We start from the raw sequence: 18,367 nt of genomic DNA, 5'->3' as shown, positions 1-18,367 counted from the left end.
CGGTGGGGCGGGGCTAGCCTGGAGCCATGACGACGATCGGGCTCACAGGAGGCATCGCCTCCGGCAAATCGACCGCGGCCGAGCGGCTTCAGGAGCACGGGGCAGTGCTGATCGACGCGGATGCGGTGGTGCGTGAGCTGCAGGCTCCCGGCGGTGCCGCGATCGCCCCCATGGTGGAGGCCTTCGGCCCGGGGATCCTTGACGACGACGGCGCCCTGGACCGCACCGCGCTGGGACGTCGGATCTTCGCGGAGTCGCAGGCGCGCGAGCGGCTCAACGCGATCGTGCATCCGCTGGTGCGCGAGCGCTCGGTCGAGCTCGTCGAGCAGGCACGGGCGCAGCACGGCCCCGATGTCGTGATCGTGCGGGATATCCCCCTGCTCGTGGAGACCGGGCAGGCGCGGGAGATGGATCTGGTGCTGGTGATCGAGGCCCCGAGGGAGCACCGGATCCGGCGCATGATCGAGAACCGGGGGATGACCGCTGAGGAAGCGGCAGCGCGCATCGATGCTCAGGCCAGCGATGAGCAGCGCCGTGAGGTCGCTGATGACGTGCTGGTCAACGACGGGTCCGTGGCCGAGCTCGAGGCCGCAGTGGACGCATGGTGGCAGAGGAGGATTGTGTGACGTGGACGAACCCCCAGGTCAGACCGGCGTTTTCCGTGCGGCCTGGGGTCCGCGCCGTCGTCGGCCTACTGTAGAAGTGCGCTCGAGGCGGCTAGAGTCCGTGCTTCATCGATGCTGGTGAGCACACATGGGCGACCTCCGCACTCGTCATCCACCACCCCCGCCGACGCAGCGGCGCATGCGAGTCGGCCCTGGACCCTCTCATGCTCGACAGACTCCACGACGCTCTGCGTCTGCGCACCAATCCGATCATCTTCTTCGCCACCGTCGTCATCGTGCTCGGCTTCGTCCTGTGCTCGCTGCTGTTCACGGAGACGCTGAACGCGGTCTTCGTCGCCGGAGCGGACTGGGTGATGTCCAACCTCGGCTGGTTCTACATCCTCGGCGTCTCCGTGTTCCTCATCTTCCTCATCTACGTGGGGATCAGCAGGTTCGGGGGGCTGCGATTGGGGACGCAGGACTCCCGCCCCGAGCATTCGACTCTTGCCTGGTTCGGCATGCTCTTCGCAGCCGGCATCGGCACGATCCTGATGTTCTGGGCGGTCGCCGAGCCGATCTCCCATTTCGCGGCCCCGCCCTTCCGCGGTGTGGAGCCGGAGTCCAAGGACGCCGCGCGCAGCGCGATGGCCATCACGCTGTATCACTTCGGCCTGCACACCTGGACGATCTTCGCCCTGCCGGCGCTGTGCTTCGGGTACTTCATGTACAAGCGCAACCTGCCCCCGCGCGTGTCCTCGATGTTCCAGCCCCTGCTGGGGGCCAGGATCCACGGTCCGATCGGCAAGACCATCGACATCATCGCTCTCGTGGGGACGCTGACCGGCGTGGCGGTCTCGATCGGCCTGGGCACGCTGCAGATCAATGCGGGTCTGGCCAGTCTATTCGGGCTCTCCGAATCCGCGCTGAGCCAGATCCTGATCATCGCCGCCGTGACGATCGTGGCCTCGGTCTCCGTGGCGCTGGGCCTCGACCGGGGGATCAAGGTGCTGTCGAACACCAACATCCTGCTGGCGATCGGACTGCTGGTCTTCATCCTGGTCTCGGGTCCCACCGTGCTGCTGCTGCGCGGCACCATCGAGTGGGTCGGCGTCTACCTGCAGGAGCTGCCGGGGCTCATGTTCTGGAACGACACCCTCGATGACACCGGCTGGCAGAACGGCTGGACGGTCTTCTACTGGGCCTGGACGATCACGTGGTCGCCCTTCGTGGGCATCTTCATCGCGCAGATCTCCAAGGGGCGCTCCCTGCGGCAGTTCATCGGCGGCGTCCTGGGGCTGCCGGTGCTGTTCTCCGTGATCTGGTTCGGGATCTTCGGCACCGCGGTGTTCGACATCGAGTTCCGTCAGGGCGGCGGCCTGGTGGAGACCGTCGTGGGGGAGGGCGACATCCCCGGGGCCATCTTCGCGTTCCTGGAGCACTTCCCGCTGACCGAGGTGTTCTCGGTGCTGGCCGTCGTCATCGTGACGCTGTTCTTCATCACCTCCATGGACTCGGCCGGACTGGTCATGGACAACATGGCCAGCGGGCACGACGACGTCGCCCCGGCGCACCAGAGGGTGTGGTGGGTCGTGGCCATCGGCCTGGTGGCCGCCACGATCCTCGTGGGCGCGGGCGAGACGGGCCTGAGCGCCCTGCAGAACGTCGCGATCCTGATCGGGCTGCCGTTCTTCGTGCTGGGCTACTTCCAGATGTGGGCGCTGCTGCGGGCCATGCGGGAGGACGCCGGCGAGGTGGCACCGCTGAAGAGCCGCCGCTGGCGCCGCACGCTGCCCCCGGAGGAGTACGAGCGCCGGGCCGAGACCGGGCAGCTGGATCCCGAGTACGTGATCGCTCCCGATCACTACGACGGCACGGAGCCGGAGCACTCGCCCGAGCTCGAGCACCCGGAGCAGCCCGACGTGGTGCAGGACTACCGGCGCCGGACGGGCGAGCTGCCCGTCGTCGACGACGGCGCAGCCGCCGAGGGCACCGAGGCCGAGCAGCACACGCCCTCCGGCCGGTGAGCCGATCCGGACGCCTCAGCGGGGACCCGTCGACACGGATTCCCGCTGAGGCGTCCTCTGCCGTGGCGGGGCCGCCTCAGCGGCACACGACGACACACCTCGACCCACTGTGCTGTCGGTGCCCGGCCGTATTCTGGCGGGCATGAGTCTTGCCCAGGAGATCCACCGCGTCGTCGCCCCGTTCGAGGTCATCTCGCAGTTCCAGCCTGCAGGCGATCAGCCCAAGGCGATCGCCGAGCTGACCCGGCGCGTGGAGGACGGGGAGAAGGACATCGTCCTGCTCGGTGCCACCGGCACGGGCAAGTCGGCCACTGCGGCATGGCTGATCGAGTCCGTGCAGCGCCCCACGCTGCTCATGGTGCAGAACAAGACCCTGGCCGCCCAGCTGGCCAGCGAGCTGCGCGAGCTGCTGCCGAACAACGCCGTCGAGTACTTCGTCTCGTACTACGACTACTACCAGCCGGAGGCCTACGTCCCGCAGACGGACACCTTCATCGAGAAGGACTCCTCGATCAACGAGGAGGTCGAGCGGCTGCGCCACTCCGCCACCAACGCGCTGCTGACCCGTCGGGATGTCGTGGTGGTCTCCACCGTGTCCTGCATCTACGGCCTGGGCACCCCGGAGGAGTACATTCAGCAGATGGTCACCCTGCGGGTGGGCGATGAGCTCGATCGCGACGACCTGCTGCGCCAGTTCGTGAACATGCAGTACGCCCGCAACGACATGGACTTCCACCGCGGTACTTTCCGGGTGCGCGGGGACACGGTGGAGATCATCCCCATGTACGAGGAGCACGCGATCCGCATCGAGTTCTTCGGCGATGAGATCGAGGCCATCTACACCCTGCATCCTGTCACCGGCGAGATCATCCGGGACGAGCAGGAGATGTACGTCTTCCCGGCCTCGCACTACGTCGCCGGTGCGGAGCGAATGGCCCGTGCCATCGGCCAGATCGAGGACGAGCTGCGCGACCGGCTGGAGGAGCTCGAGTCCCAGAACAAGCTCGTGGAGGCCCAGCGGCTGCGCATGCGCACCACCTACGACCTCGAGATGATGGAGCAGATGGGCTACTGCAACGGGATCGAGAACTACTCCCGCCACATCGACGGCCGCGATCCCGGCTCGGCACCGCACTGCCTGCTGGACTACTTCCCGGATGACTTCATGCTCATCGTGGACGAGTCGCACGTGACCATTCCGCAGATCGGCGGCATGTACGAAGGCGACATGTCCCGCAAGCGCACCCTGGTGGATCACGGCTTCCGGCTGCCGTCAGCCCTGGACAACCGGCCGCTGACCTGGGACGAGTTCCTGGAGCGGATCGGGCAGACGGTCTACATGTCCGCCACCCCCGGACCGTACGAGCTCGGTCAGGCGGACGGCTACGTCGAGCAGATCATCCGTCCCACGGGGCTGGTGGACCCGGAGATCGTCCTCAAGCCCACCAAGGGCCAGATCGACGACCTCATGGACGAGATCACCACCCGCACCGAGCGCGACGAGCGCGTGCTGGTGACCACGCTGACCAAGCGCATGGCCGAGGACCTCACCGACTACCTGCTCGAGCACGGGGTGAAGGTCCAGTACCTGCATTCGGACGTGGACACGCTGCGGCGGGTGGAGCTGCTCTCCGAGCTGCGCCAGGGCGTGTTCGACGTCCTCGTGGGCATTAACCTCCTGCGTGAGGGCCTGGACCTGCCGGAGGTCTCGCTGGTGGCCATCCTGGATGCGGACAAGGAGGGGTTCCTGCGCTCCACCACCTCGCTGATCCAGACCATCGGCCGCGCGGCGCGCAACATCGGCGGGCAGGTGCACATGTACGCGGACAAGGTCACGGACTCCATGCGCACCGCGATCGACGAGACCAACCGCCGCCGCGACGTACAGATCGCCTACAACAAGGAGCACGGGATCGACCCCACGCCGCTGCGCAAGCGGATCGGGGACATCACCGAGCAGCTGGCCCGCGAATCTGAGGACACGCACGAGCTGCTGGCGGCCCGCGCCGGGGCCAGCGGGAAGCTGGCGCCCACCAAGGGCCGTCGGGACGAGCGCACCAAGGAGGCCGATGCCGAGGCCGCCAAGCTGCGAGAGACCCGCTCCGAGGTCCCGGCGGACAGCCTGGAGGATCTGGCACAGCAGCTCACGGAGCAGATGAATCAGGCGGCCGCCGACCTCAAGTTCGAACTCGCCGCGCGCATCCGCGATGAGCTGCACGACGTCAAGCGGGAGATCCGCCACGTGCGGGAGGCCGGCGGCTCCTGAGCCGCCGCCACCACGGACGCCGTCGGTGAGGCGCGTGGTCGCATGAGCCGCATGCTGCGGCTCGGCACAGGCCGTATCCGCTGGTGCTTCCTGCCGTCTGACCAGCGGCGGAAGGGGAGCTTCGCAGTCTGCGGTGTACGATGCAGGTCAGCGTAGGGGAGTATCCGATCGCACTGTGCACGTCAGCACGCGGGGCGCCTAAGCCCCGCCGGGTGCAGTGATCGGGCCGCCGTCGACCAGCGTGCTCAGCGCGCAGGCCGGGCCGGACCGATGGAGAGACTTGCGTTTCCGCCCCGATCTGCCATCGAGAGGAACTCCCCATGGACGTCTCACCCCTGGTCTGGGGGCTGACCATCGCCGTGATCATCGGCATGCTCGCCTTCGACTACGTCTTCCACGTGCGCAAGGCGCACGAGCCCCACATCAAGGAAGCCGCCATCTGGTCGGCGATCTACGTGGGCGTCGCACTGCTGTTCGGCCTGTTCGTGCTGATCGAATGGGGCGGGGTCTACGCCACCGAGTACTACGCCGGGTACATCACGGAGAAGGCGCTGTCGGTCGACAACCTCTTCGTCTTCCTGATCATCATGGCCTCCTTCAAGGTGCCGCGTGAGGACCAGCAGAAGGTGCTGCTGTTCGGCATCACCTTCGCCCTGGTGGCTCGCACCGCGTTCATCTTCATCGGGGCGGCCGCGATCAATCAGCTCGCCTGGCTGTTCTACATCTTCGGCGCGTTCCTCATCTTCACGGCGGCAGGGCTCATCAAGGGCGAGCTCTCCGGCGAGGACGATGATGAGGCGGACAACTTCATCGTCCGCACCGCCAAGAAGTACATGCACACCACCGACTACTACGACGGCGACAAGCTGTTCACCTATGAGAACGGCAAGCGGGCCATGACGCCCATGCTGCTCGTGATGGTCTGCATCGGCGGCACGGACATCCTGTTCGCCTTCGACTCCATCCCGGCGATCTTCGGCCTCACGCAGGAGACCTACCTGGTCTTCACCGCTGTGGCCTTCTCGCTCATGGGCCTTCGCCAGCTCTACTTCCTGATCGACGGCATGCTCGACCGCCTCATCTACCTCTCGTGGGGCCTGGCGATCATCCTGGGCTTCATCGGCTACAAGCTGATCGTCCATGCCCTCCATGAGAACGACCTCCCCTTCATCAACGGCGGCGAGGCGGTGCACTTCCCGCCGGAGGTGACCATCGGGCAGTCGCTGGCGGTGATCGTGGGCGTCCTTCTGGTGACCGTCGTGGTCTCGCTGCTCAGTCCCAAGGGCCGGGCGCTGCGCGTGGTCGACGGCCTGCGCCGGGTGTCCAAGGAGTACGTGGCCCTGCCGGAGGACGCCTCGGACGAGCAGCGGCAGAAGCTCGCCGCCAAGGGCGCGGCGCTGGTCGAGAAGATGCCGAACATCCCGCAGAAGCACCGCGAGGAGCTCATCGACGATCACCGCGCCTACGAGGAGCTGGTGGAGCGCGCCCGCGGCGCCCACCAGCAGTACCAGAGCACCGGTCGCGCGCCGCAGCCGGTGTCCGTGCAGAAGGACAGCGACGTCGTCGTCGAGGCTCCTGCCCCGGACAGCGACTCGTCCAAGGCAGAGCGCGGCGCCGAGGACTGATCCCGTGGTGCTGCGGCTCTCGCCGCGGATCTGACAGGGCCCCATCCACCCATCGTGTCGCCCCGGACGGATCCGATGCGTGTCTCAGGCGGGGGCGGACAGCAGCAGGATCGCCCCGGCCGTTCCGGCGGCCCACAGCAGTGAGGCCAGCGTGCCGATGATGAACTGCTCGCGCTGCGCGGCGGTGGACAGCTCCCCGTATCGGGCAAGCCCCTTGATCGCCACGACCACGACGATCCCGGAGGCGTACCCGCTGACCACGGACACTGTCACGGCCAGGCGCTCCAGGACGCCGATCATGAGGCCTCCGCGCAGCGGAGGCGCCTCGTCCTCGTCGCGGATCGGCTGTTCGCGGGAGTTGCGACCGCTGGCTGCTGCTTCACGATCCGCCGTCTGCGGAGCCGTGAGCACGGTGTCCGCTCGGATCTGCTCCAGGTGAGCGTTCCGGGCGTGCTCTGCCGAGGCGGTGTCACGCGCGATGGCCAGCATGAGGCGCACGGCCGGGTCACCCAGCAGTGCTCCGGCAGCGGTGAGTGCGCCGGCGCTCCACCACAGGGGCACGGGCCCGTGTGCTGCGAACCAGACCATGGTGGTCACCAGCAGCAGGACCGGCAGCCAGACCGTCAGGCCGCCGCGCAGCCCGGTCAGGGAGCTGCGCAGCTCGGGGGCCCAGGTGCGGCGTGCCCCGGCGGTCCCGGTTCCGCTCGCAGCGCCACGGCGATGGAGGCTCATGCTGATCGCTTCTGCGGCGCATCCAGGGAGCGGGTATGGGCGAGCTCGAGCAGATCGACCAGCACCTTGCGCGCCTCCGACTCCTCCAGCCACATGGCGGTGCGCAGGCGTCGGGAGACGGAGGACTGATCGATCCCCAGTCGGTGGGAGATCTGCTCCTGGGTCAGGCCCTGATCGGCGAAGGCGGCGGCTTCCCGAGCGGCGTCGGTGCGGCGCTGGCGCATGACGGACAGCAGGGCCAGCAGGGCGTCGGCGTCGCGAGCGGCCCTGGCGGCCCGTCGGCCTCCGCGCACCGCTGTGCGGCAGGACAGCTTCTTGGCGGCCTCCACGGCTTCACGGGCGAGGACCAAGCTGGACCCGGTGGCCTCGGCGACCGTCTCCGGCAGCGGCTCCTCCACAGCTCCCAGGCCGATGCCCACGTGCCACCTTCCGGTCTCTGCCAGGGCCAGGGCAGCTTCAGCGACGGGCTCCGGATCCCGGAACAGGGCCTGGAGCTCGTCTCCGGCGGAGAGATGCCAGGCGAGCACGGCCTCCGGAAACTGCTGATTCAGCCGATCGCGGCTGCCCGCCATGTCCAGGGCGGGACCCTCATGGCGGGAGCGGCGACGATCGACCGTCAGTGCGTACATGCGATTCCCCTATGCGTTTCAGAGTGCATTAATGACGACCATGCACTCTTGAGTACATCATCTGCCGGTCTGGGTGATAGGTCCCACATTGTCCACCCGAACCACCGGGAAGCCGTCGGCATCCGAGGCGGCCAGGTCGATCCGCGCGTTGATGCCGAAGTCATGGTGCCCGGCGGGATCGTCGAAGACCTGCTGCACCGTCCAGAATCCGTCGAGGCCCTGGGGGGACTCGTCGATGCGGATCAGCGCGGGTCCGCGCGACTGTGCGTCAGTGTAGATGTCCTGGTACTCCCCGAAATAGGCGTCCATGGCCTCCGCCCAGCGATCCCGGTCCCAGCCGGTATCGCCGTCAAGGGCCCCGAGGACCTTCTCCTTCTCGTCAGCGAACAGCTCCACGCGCTGGAACATGGCATTGCGGACCATGACTCGGAAGGCTCGGGGGTTGCCGGTGATGGCCGGGGCCTGCTCCTCGAGCAGCTCCTCGACCGAGTCCTGCGGCGTGCCTGCGGGAGAGCCGCCCTCGGTGAGCTTCTCCCACTCGTCGAGCAGGGAGTTGTCCGTCTGGCGGATGGTCTCGCCGAGCCACTCGACGAGGTCGTCGAACGGCTCGGTGCGCATGTCCTGGGGCACGGTCTGGCGCAGCGCGCGGTAGGCGTCCGAGAGGTAGCGCAGCAGGATGCCCTCCGAGCGGGCCAGCCCGTAGTGCTGGACGTAGTCGCCGAAGGTCATGGCGCGCTCGAACATGTCGCGCACGACCGATTTGGGCGTCAGCTCGTGCTGGGCGACCCAGGGTGCGGAGGTGCGGTAGGTCTCGAACGCGTCCTCGAGCATCTCCCGCAGCGGCATGGGCCAGGTGATCTCATCGAGTTCGCGCATGCGCTCGTTGTACTCCAGGCCATCGGCCTTCATGGTGGCCAGGGCCTCGGTCTTGGCCTTCTTCTCCTGCATGATCAGCACCTGGCGCGGGCGATCCAGGGTGGCCTCGATGACCGAGACGATGTCCAGCGTGTACTCGGGCGACTCCGGATCCAGCAGGGTCAGTGCAGCGAGGGCGAAGGGCGACAGCGGGCTGTTGAGCGCGAAGTTCTCCTGGAGGTCGATCGTGAGCCGGTAGCGGCTGCCGTGCTCATCCGGCTCCGACAGCTTCTCGACGACCTCGGTGGCCAGCAGCTCGCGCAGGATCGAGAGGGCATCGCGGACCATCTGGCGCCGCTCGGGAGCGGGTGCGTCCGTGTGGGCGATCAGGTGCGCGGTGGCCTGGACCGGGTTGCCGGGGCGCTGCAGCAGATTCAGCAGCATGGCGTGCGTGATCTGGAACGACGCCCGCAGCGGCTCCGGCTGGGCCTCGATCAGGGTCTCGAAGGTCTTGCGGGACCAGGCCACGAAGCCCTGCGGGGGCTTCTTGCGGGGGATCTGACGCAGCTTCTTCTCGTCGTCGCCGTGCTTGCGCCGCGCCTTCTCGAGGGCGCGCTTGTTCTCGATGTCGTGCTCGGGCGCCTGGACGACGACGGTGCCCTGGGTGTCGAATCCCGCGCGACCGGCGCGGCCTGCGATCTGATGGAACTCGCGTGCGTTGAGTCGCCGCGTGCGGCTGCCGTCGAACTTGGACAGTGCCGTGATGAGCACCGTGCGGATGGGGACGTTGATGCCCACGCCGAGGGTGTCCGTGCCGCAGATGACCTTGAGCAACCCGCGCTGGGCCAGCTGCTCCACCAGGCGCCGGTACTTGGGCAGCATGCCCGCGTGATGCACACCGATGCCGTGGCGCACGAGCCGGTTGAGGGTCTTGCCGAAGCCGGCCGCGAAGCGGAAGCCGGCGATCATCTCGGCGACCTGCTCCTTCTCCTCCTTGGACAGCACGTTCACGCTCATCAGCGCCTGCGCCTGATCCATGGCCTGAAGCTGGGAGAAGTGGACCACGTAGACGGGGGCCTGATGGGTCGAGACGAGCTCGTCGATCTGCTCGTGGACGGGAACTTCCGAGTAGTAGTAGCTCAGGGGAACCGGGCGCTCGGCGTCATCGACGACCGCGGTCTCCCGTCCTGTGAGCTCGCGCATCCGGTCGTCGAAGCGGGTGACGTCGCCCAGGGTGGCGGACATGAGCAGGAACTGGGCCTGCGGCAGCTCGATCAGGGGGACCTGCCAGGCCCAGCCGCGCTGCGGGTCGGCGTAGAAGTGGAACTCATCCATCACCACGGGGCCGAGATCGGCGTCCGGACCCTCGCGCAGGGCGATGTTGGCCAGGATCTCGGCGGTGCAGCACACGATGGGCGCGTCCGCGTTCACGGCGGAATCGCCCGTGACCATGCCGACGTTCTCGGCCCCGAAGGCCTGGCACAGCGCGAAGAACTTCTCTGACACGAGTGCCTTGAGCGGAGCCGTGTAGTACGAGCGCTGCCCGCGCGCCATGGCCGCGAAGTGCGCGCCCATGGCCACGAGCGACTTCCCGGAGCCGGTGGGGGTGGCCAGGATGACATTGGCCCCGCCGGCGAACTCGAGCACCGCCTCGTCCTGATGCGGGTACAGCTCGATCCCGGACTCGGAGGCCCAGCCGTGGAATCCCTCGTAGATCTCATCCGAGGTCAGGGGATTGCGCGCGAAGTCTCCGCGCAGGTAGCGGGAGCCGGCGGCGGCGAGGTCGGGGGAGAGGGCGCTCAGCAGTGTCATCGTGGCCCAGCCTAGCCAGCGGCGGCGACAGCGCAGCGCTGTCGGCGGCCGGGGTCGTGCGGCTGCTCAGCCCTGCTGCGGTCGGTCCATCGCGTGGATCGTGCCGAGCTGGGCCCACTCGTTGCGCCCGAGCCGGCTCATGGGATCGAGCAGGCGCGCCTCGGGCAGCGTGCGCCCCCGGGAGTCGGTGCGCAGCACGGCCTCCGCAGCACTGAGGTGCACCACGCGCCCCAGGACGAGGAAGCTGTCCCCGACCGGGATGACCTGCTCGCAGCGGCACTCCATGACGGCGGGGGAGTCAGCGACTGCCGGGGCGGCGACGACAGCCGAGGACAGGGACTTCACCTGAGCGGCGTCGAACTCGCTGACCTCGGCGGCGTAGGGCGCAGAGGTCTGGTTCGCGGCCTCGCGCTGAGCGGCGCTGACGATCGAGACCGTGAACTCGCCTGTCTGCTCGACGGCCCGCACGGTGTCCTTGCGGCCGGTCGAGGTGAAGACCACGATGGGCGGGTCCTCGGAGGCCATGGTGAAGAACGAGTGCGGTGCGAGATTGTCGATGCCGTCGAGATCCCGCGTGCCGACCCACGCGATGGGGCGGGGGATCAGCATGGACTTGACCAGCAGCGTGGTCTCCCGCGCGCCGAGCTGCTGCGGGTCGAAGGACCTGCGACGGGCGTCCATCTCAGCGGGTCCGGACCGTGGCCTGTCGGCTCACCAGCCGCGCTCGCGCCACTCGTCCAGGGACGGGCGCTCCCGCCCCAGTGTGGTGGACTCGCCGTGGCCGGGATGGATGACGGTGTCGTCGTCGAAGCGCTCGAAGATCCGCTCGACGACCGCCGAGTACGCCTGCTGGAAGGCCTCCGGCGAACTGGTCTTGCCGACGCCGCCGGGGAAGAGGGCGTCTCCGGTGAAGATGCGCACCGGGCCCTGGGGATCGCGGTAGACGACCCCGATCGAGCCGGGGGTGTGCCCGGGCAGGCCGATGATCTCCAGATCGAAGCCCTCGAATTCGGCGACGTCGCCGTCATCGAGGGTCAGGTCCATCTCGACGTCGATGGCGTCCTCGTCATCGGTGCCGCAGGCCGTCACGGCCTCGGAGCGGGACTTGACCTCCTCCAGCGCACCGACGTGATCGTGGTGGGAGTGTGTGGTGATGATCATCTGCAGGCTGCCCGACAGGGAGCAGTCGCTGCAGCCTGCGCCCACGAGCCCGGCGATCGCACGGGCGTCGTCCGCGGCATCGATCAGCACCTGGGAGCCGTGCTCCTTGGAGGTGAGCAGGTACACGTTGTTCTGCATCTCGCCCACCACGATGCGGCGGATGGTGATCTCCGCCAGTTCGATGGTGTCGGTCTCGGTGACGTTCATGGCGCCCACTGTAGAGATTCCTGCGCCCTGCGGCACCCCGGCGTGTCTCGTGACGGCGACGGTGTGAGGCCCCTCTCACCTTCACGGCCTGCGAGTGCCGGGGCATCCGCAGATACGCTGGCCGGGAGCGCCCGACGCCTGCTGCGTCCTGCCGGGCGCATGACCGCCGAGCTCAGGAGCCCACCGTGCGCCAGATCCTCCCGCCCGCCGACGAGGCCTGGGAGGCCCGGCGGCCGCCGCGGCTGATCGTCCTGAGCCTCGCCTCGCTGCTCAGCTTCCTGGCCATGATCTACGTCCAGAGCCACGACGCCGAGATCGTCGAGGCCTCCTCCCTGCCAGAGGTGCAGGGGACCGAGCCGGGCCCCTCGCTGACCACAGCCCTGGGCCTGACGATCCTCTACGTCGTGCCGCTGCTGATCTGGCTGTGGGGCCAGCACTGGATGCTGCACGTCATGGCGGTGCTGTGCTTCCTGGGGCTGGTGGTTTTCGCGCTGTCGGCGGCCACGGGCCTGCTGTGGAGCTTCGGGGTCGCGCTGCCGGCGATCATCGGGATCTTCGTGAACGTGGGCTGGCTGCTGGTGGCCTACCGGCGCGGCCTGCACTGAGTCGCCTCGAGGAGGCTTCGCCGTGGGCTGACGCATGCCTGCGGTGTCGGGGCCGGCCGATAGCATTCGGGGCGTGTCCGAACGAGTCCTCACCCCCAGCCAGCCCGCACCTGTCAGCCCCCGCGGCACCGTGCAGGGAGCCGATCTGAAGGAGATCGTGATCCGCGGCGCACGCGAGCACAATCTCCAGGACGTCGACCTCACCATCCCGCGCAACTCCATGGTCGTGTTCACCGGCCTGTCCGGGTCCGGGAAGTCGTCCCTGGCGTTCGACACCATCTTCGCCGAGGGCCAGCGCCGCTACGTCGAGTCGCTGTCCTCCTACGCCCGCATGTTCCTGGGGCGGGTGGACAAGCCGGATGTCGACTTCATCGAGGGCTTGTCTCCGGCGGTGTCGATCGACCAGAAGTCGACCTCGCGCAATCCCCGCTCCACGGTCGGCACGATCACCGAGATCTACGACTACATGCGTCTGCTCTGGGCGCGCGTGGGCCACCCCCACTGCCCGCAGTGCGGAGAGCCGATCACGCGACAGACCCCGCAGCAGATCGTGGACCGCGTCATGCAGCTGCCGGAGCGCACCCGCTTCCAGGTGCTGGCCCCCGTCGTCCGCCGTCGCAAGGGCGAGTTCGAGGACCTGCTGTCCTCCCTGACCACGTCCGGCTACTCGCGCGCCGTGATCGACGGCGAGCAGATCTCGCTGGACGATCCGCCCAAGCTCAAGAAGCAGATCAAGCACGACATCGAGGTCGTCGTCGACCGCCTGGTCATCAAGGAGGGCGCCGAGCGCCGCCTCACCGACTCCGTCGAGACCGCGCTGGGGCTGGCCGACGGCCGCGTCGTCATCGAGATCGTCACCCGCGAGGGGGAGGAGCTGCCGGAGGGCGTGGAGCGTCGGCACACGTTCTCGGAGCACCTGGCCTGCCCCAACGACCACCCCATCGGGGCCGCGGAGATCGAGCCCCGGTCGTTCTCCTTCAACGCTCCGTTCGGCGCGTGCCCGGAGTGCGACGGCATCGGCTCGCGCCTGGAGGCGGACGAGACCCTGGTCGTGCCGGACGAGGACCTCACGCTGGTCGAGGGCGCCATCCAGCCGTGGTCGCAGGGCAAGGCCCATAGCGACTACTGGAACCGCCTCATGGCGGGACTGGGCGAGGAGATGGGCTTCGATCTCGTCACTCCGTGGAAGGACCTGCCCAAGGCGGCGCGCAAGGCGCTGCTCGAGGGCAAGGACTTCCAGGTCACCGTCTCCTACAAGAACCGCTGGGGCCGCGAGCGCCGCTACACCCAGGGCTTCGAGGGCGTCTACGGCTACATCCGCCGCAAGCGGGAGGAGACCGAGTCGGACTCGGCCAAGGAGCGCTACGAGCAGTACATGCGCGTGGTGCCCTGCCCGGCCTGCGACGGCAAGCGACTGAATCCCACCATGCTCAGCGTGACCGTGGGCGGGCTGTCCATCGCCGATGCCACGCGCCTGCCCATGCGCGAGGCCCTCGAGTTCTTCCAGTCGCTGGATCTCTCCACCCGGGAGGCGCAGATCGGCGACCAGGTGCTCAAGGAGATCCACGCCAGGCTGAACTTCCTGCTGGACGTCGGACTGGACTACCTGGACCTCGAGCGCCCGGCCGCCACGCTCTCCGGCGGCGAAGCGCAGCGCATCCGCCTGGCCACGCAGATCGGCGCCGGCTTGGTGGGAGTGCTCTACGTCCTCGACGAGCCCTCGATCGGGCTGCACCAGCGCGACAACCGCCGGCTGATCCAGACCCTGATCAAGCTGCGGGACATGGGCAACACGCTGATCGTCGTCGAGCACGACGAGGACACCATCCGGGAGGCCGACTGGATCGTCGACGTCGGCCCGGGCGCCGGCGAGCGCGGCGGCAGGATCGTGCACACCGGCGGCTATGACGAGCTGCTCGAGAACCGCGAGTCGATCACCGCCGACTACCTGGCCGGTCGCCGGGAGATCGCGGTGCCCGCTCAGCGCCGTCCCATCGATCGGAAGCGGATGCTCAAGGTTGTCGACGCCAAGGAGAACAACCTGCGCGGCGTGGACGTGGAGTTCCCGCTGGGAGTGCTCACCGCGGTGACCGGGGTGTCCGGATCGGGCAAGTCCTCGCTGGTCAACGACATCCTTTACACCCGCCTGGCCAATGAGCTCAACGGCGCCAAGCAGGTTCCCGGGCGGCACAAGCGCATCGAGGGCATGGACCGGCTCAAGAAGATCGTCCACGTGGATCAGTCGCCTATCGGGCGCACGCCGCGGTCCAACCCGGCCACCTACTCCGGTGTCTTCGACCGGATCCGCAAGCTGTTCGCGGACACGCAGGAGGCCAAGATCCGCGGCTACCAGCCCGGCCGGTTCTCGTTCAACATCAAGGGCGGACGCTGCGAGGCCTGCGCCGGCGACGGCACCCTGAAGATCGAGATGAACTTCCTGCCGGACGTCTACGTCCCATGCGAGGTCTGCAAGGGGGCCCGCTTCAACCGCGAGACCCTCGAGGTCCAGTACAAGGGCAAGAACATCGCCGAGGTCCTGGACATGCCGATCGAGGAGGCGGCCGAGTTCTTCTCCGCCTACACCGCGATCGCCCGGCACCTGAACACGCTCGTGGACGTCGGGCTGGGCTATGTCCGCCTGGGCCAGCCGGCCACCACGCTCTCGGGCGGCGAGGCCCAGCGCGTCAAGCTGGCCGCGGAGCTGCAGCGCCAGTCCAGGGGCCAGTCGATCTACGTGCTCGACGAGCCCACCACCGGCCTGCACTTCGAGGACATCTCCAAGCTGCTGCAGGTCCTGCACGCGCTGGTGGACAAGGGCAACACGGTCATGGTGATCGAGCACAACCTGGACGTCATCAAGACGGCGGACTGGGTGGTCGACATGGGGCCCACCGGCGGCTCCGGCGGCGGCACGGTCGTGGCCCAGGGCACCCCGGAGGACGTCGCCGCGTCGCCGGACAGCTTCACGGGCGAGTTCCTGCGGGAGATCCTGGACGGCGCCGTTATCGAGGGCCAGGCCGAGGCCGTCGGGGCGGGGGCCGCACGATGAGCGCGCTGGACAGGCTGCGTGCGGTCCCCTCGCAGATTGGGCTCTACCGCACTACGCAGCGCGCCGTGGCCGCCGCCTTCATGGTCCTGTGCCGCGCGCAGATCCGCGGCAAGGAGAACTTCCCGGCCGAGGGGCCGGTGATCGTGGCCTCGAACCACCGCGCGCTGATCGACAGCATCATCCTCTCCGCGATCTTCCCGCGACGGGTCTCCTTCATCGCCAAGGCCTCGCCGCTGAACACGCCGGGGATCCGCGGCTGGGCCATGCGCCAGGTCTACGAGCTGCTGGGCATCATCCCGGTGGACCGCTCGTCGCGTCGCGATGCGGCGGCCGCCATGGATCCGGCGATCGAGCTGCTCGAGGCCGGGGGAGTCTTCGGCGTCTTCCCGGAGGGCACCCGCTCCCGCGACGGACGCCTCTACCGCGGCCGCACCGGTGTGGCGCACGCCGCGCTGAGCACGGGGGCTCCTATCCTCCCCGTCGCCCTGGAGGGCACGCAGGACGTCCAGCCGCTGGGGACCACGTGGCCGCGCCCGCGCCGGTTCACCGTGACTCTGGGCGAGCTGATCCAGGTCCCGTGCGCCGAGGGCCGCCAGACCGGCAGGCAGCGCCGTGAGCTGACCGACCGGGTCATGGAGGCGATCGGGCAGCTGTCGGGCCAGGAGCGCGCGGAGACCTTCAACACCTCCACGACCTTGGAGGGGGATGCCCGGCGTGGCTGATCCGGTCTCCTACCGCCCCCAGCGATCCGAGATACCGCAGGACCCCGGCGTCTACCGCTTCCGCGACGAGACCGGGCGCGTCATCTACGTCGGCAAGGCCAAGAACCTGCGCAACCGGCTGTGGTCCTACTTCGCCCCGCCGTCCACGCTGGCCCCCAAGACCCGAGCCATGGTCACCACGGCCGCCGGCGTGGAGTGGGTCGTGGTCGGCTCGGAGATGGAGTCCCTGCAGCTCGAGTACACCTGGATCAAGCAGTTCCGCCCGCGCTTCAACATCGCCTACCGGGACGACAAGTCCTACCCCTACCTGGCCGTCACGCTGGGGGAGGAGGTGCCCCGGGCCATGGTGACCCGAGGCGCCAAGCAGAAGGGCACCCGCTACTTCGGCCCCTACTCCCAGGCCTGGGCCATCCGCGAGACCCTCGACGCCGTGCTGCGCGTCTTCCCGGTGCGCTCGTGCTCCAAGGGCGTCTACCGCCGCGCCGAGTCCTCCGGGCGGCCCTGCCTGCTGGGCTACATCGGCAAGTGCGCAGCACCGTGCGTGGGGCAGATCTCGGTGGAGGACCACCGCGATCTGGTCGATGACCTCTGCCGCTTCATGGCCGGTCACGCCGAGCCCTTCATCCGCGAGCAGGAGCGGCTGATGAAGCAGGCGGCGGCCGAGATGGACTTCGAGACCGCCGCCGCACGCCGCGATGACGTCGAGGCCCTGCGCAAGGCCTTCGAGCGCAACGCGGTCGTGCTCTCCGACGCTGTCGATGCCGACTTCTTCGCCCTGGCCGACGACGAGCTCGAGGCGGCCGTGCAGGTCTTCCACGTGCGCGGCGGGCGCATCCGCGGGCAGCGCGGCTGGGTCACGGAGAAGGTCGAGGAGACCGACGCCGGGCACCTGCTGCAGGTGCTGCTGCAGCAGGTCTACGGCGAGACGGAGTCAGCGGCCGCGGAGCAGCGCGAGGTGCAGCAGGCTCGCGAGGCCGCTGAGGGCAGCCACCATCGCCCCCGCAGCGCCGAGCTCGACTACCGGGAGGACGCGGTGCCGCGCACCGTGCTGGTCTCCCAGGAGCCGGAGGACCGGGAGCAGATGGAGCAGTGGCTCACGCAGCTGCGCGGTTCCCGAGTGAGCGTGTCCACCCCGCAGCGCGGTGAGAAGGCCCAGCTCATGCAGACGGTGCAGGAGAACGCCCGTCAGGCCCTGGCCCTGCACAAGTCCCGCCGGGCTGGGGACATCACCACGCGCTCGGCCTCGCTGCAGCAGCTGCAGGAGGCCCTGGACCTGCCCGATGCCCTCATGCGCATCGAGTGCTACGACATCTCCCACGTGCAGGGAAGCAACGTGGTGGCCTCCATGGTCGTGTTCGAGGACGGGCTGCCGCGCAAGGCCGAGTACCGCAAGTTCTCCATCACGGGGGAGGCCGCCCGCGATGACACCGCCTCCATGTACGACGTCATCCACCGCCGCTTCCGCCGCCACCTGGAGCAGCAGCAGGAGCAGGAGCAGGAGGCCCCGCGCACCGGCGAGCTCGACCAGGACGACCTGGCCGAGGACCCCGCCCAGCGCAAGCGCTTCGCGTACCCGCCGAACCTCGTCATCGTCGACGGCGGCCCGCCCCAGGTCGCCGCGGCTGCACGGGCGCTGGCGGATCTGGGGATCTCGGACATCGCCGTCGTGGGCCTGGCCAAGCGCCTCGAGGAGGTCTGGGTCCCGGACGACGACTTCCCCGTGATTCTCCCGCGCGCCTCAGAGGCCCTCTACCTGGTCCAGCGCGTGCGCGACGAGGCCCACCGGTTCGCGATCACCTTCCACCGCGCCAAGCGCGGCCGAGCCATGACGGCCTCCGTGCTGGACGATCTGCCGGGCGTGGGTCCGGCCAAGCAGAAGGCCCTGCTCAAGCACTTCGGCTCCGTCAAGAAGATCAAGCAGGCCAGGGTCGAGCAGCTCGAGGAGGTCCCGGGCTTCGGCAGCGCCCTGGCGCTGAAGGTCTTCGCCGGGCTGCACGGGCAGCAGGACGAGGCCGAGACATCGCTTCCCGCCGTCGATATGGACACCGGCGAGATCCTCGACTGACAGGCCCGAG

The 18,367-nt window shown here is 68.7% G+C and carries 13 protein-coding genes; 8 read left to right on the top strand and 5 right to left on the bottom strand.

Going from position 1 to position 18,367, the window contains the following annotated elements; translation table 11 throughout:
• Positions 1-26 precede the first annotated feature (26 nt).
• The 4 genes from coaE (at position 27) to M3E84_RS06090 (ending at position 6,520) form a co-directional block, all read left to right on the top strand.
• Positions 27-626, top strand: a complete 600-nt coding sequence (gene coaE, locus M3E84_RS06105) for a dephospho-CoA kinase (protein ID WP_259895336.1) — start codon at positions 27-29, stop codon at positions 624-626.
• Positions 627-829: 203 nt separating this feature from the next.
• Positions 830-2,629 (top strand): BCCT family transporter, encoded by a 1,800-nt coding sequence (locus M3E84_RS06100; protein WP_259895335.1) that lies wholly within the window; start codon positions 830-832, stop codon positions 2,627-2,629.
• A gap of 142 nt (positions 2,630-2,771) precedes the next feature.
• Entirely contained in the window at positions 2,772-4,895 is a 2,124-nt protein-coding gene (uvrB, locus tag M3E84_RS06095) for an excinuclease ABC subunit UvrB (protein WP_259895334.1), read from the top strand.
• Between the two features lie 320 nt (positions 4,896-5,215).
• On the top strand, positions 5,216-6,520 hold the full coding sequence (locus M3E84_RS06090) for a TerC family protein (protein ID WP_259895333.1): 1,305 nt from the start codon (positions 5,216-5,218) through the stop codon (positions 6,518-6,520).
• Between the two features lie 84 nt (positions 6,521-6,604).
• On the opposite strand, the gene M3E84_RS06085 is transcribed toward M3E84_RS06090, so the two are convergent.
• From M3E84_RS06085 to M3E84_RS06065, 5 genes are all read right to left on the bottom strand, one after another.
• Entirely contained in the window at positions 6,605-7,252 is a 648-nt protein-coding gene (locus M3E84_RS06085) for a hypothetical protein (RefSeq protein ID WP_259895332.1), read from the bottom strand.
• On the bottom strand, positions 7,249-7,881 hold the full coding sequence (locus tag M3E84_RS06080) for a transcriptional regulator (protein ID WP_259895331.1): 633 nt from the start codon (positions 7,879-7,881) through the stop codon (positions 7,249-7,251). The genes M3E84_RS06085 and M3E84_RS06080 overlap by 4 nt, the downstream gene beginning before the upstream one ends.
• Before the next feature lie 57 nt (positions 7,882-7,938).
• On the bottom strand, positions 7,939-10,548 hold the full coding sequence (locus M3E84_RS06075; RefSeq protein ID WP_259895330.1) for an RNA helicase: 2,610 nt from the start codon (positions 10,546-10,548) through the stop codon (positions 7,939-7,941).
• 66 nt (positions 10,549-10,614) lie between these two features.
• Positions 10,615-11,229 carry a flavin reductase family protein gene (locus tag M3E84_RS06070; RefSeq protein ID WP_259895329.1) on the bottom strand — a complete coding sequence of 205 codons (615 nt, stop codon included), beginning with the start codon at positions 11,227-11,229 and terminating at the stop codon, positions 10,615-10,617.
• A 30-nt stretch (positions 11,230-11,259) separates the two neighbouring features.
• Positions 11,260-11,916 (bottom strand): MBL fold metallo-hydrolase, encoded by a 657-nt coding sequence (locus M3E84_RS06065; RefSeq protein WP_259895328.1) that lies wholly within the window; start codon positions 11,914-11,916, stop codon positions 11,260-11,262.
• Positions 11,917-12,101: 185 nt separating this feature from the next.
• Between M3E84_RS06065 and M3E84_RS06060 the strand changes: the two genes are divergently transcribed.
• From M3E84_RS06060 to uvrC, 4 genes are read left to right on the top strand one after another with little or no spacing between them, the layout of a single operon-like run.
• Complete coding sequence (locus M3E84_RS06060; RefSeq protein ID WP_259895327.1) at positions 12,102-12,521, top strand: hypothetical protein; 420 nt, start codon at positions 12,102-12,104, stop codon at positions 12,519-12,521.
• Between the two features lie 34 nt (positions 12,522-12,555).
• Entirely contained in the window at positions 12,556-15,570 is a 3,015-nt protein-coding gene (gene uvrA / locus M3E84_RS06055) for an excinuclease ABC subunit UvrA (RefSeq protein ID WP_396415573.1), read from the top strand.
• Entirely contained in the window at positions 15,567-16,292 is a 726-nt protein-coding gene (locus M3E84_RS06050; protein WP_259895326.1) for a 1-acyl-sn-glycerol-3-phosphate acyltransferase, read from the top strand. Before uvrA ends, M3E84_RS06050 begins: the two co-directional genes overlap by 4 nt.
• Entirely contained in the window at positions 16,285-18,357 is a 2,073-nt protein-coding gene (uvrC, locus tag M3E84_RS06045) for an excinuclease ABC subunit UvrC (protein WP_259895324.1), read from the top strand. The genes M3E84_RS06050 and uvrC overlap by 8 nt, the downstream gene beginning before the upstream one ends.
• Positions 18,358-18,367 lie beyond the last annotated feature (10 nt).

The organism is Kocuria sp. p3-SID1428, assembly GCF_025149945.1.
In the GTDB taxonomy this organism is placed as follows: Bacteria; Actinomycetota; Actinomycetes; order Actinomycetales; family Micrococcaceae; genus Kocuria.
This window is presented reverse-complemented; position numbering and strand designations above follow the sequence as displayed.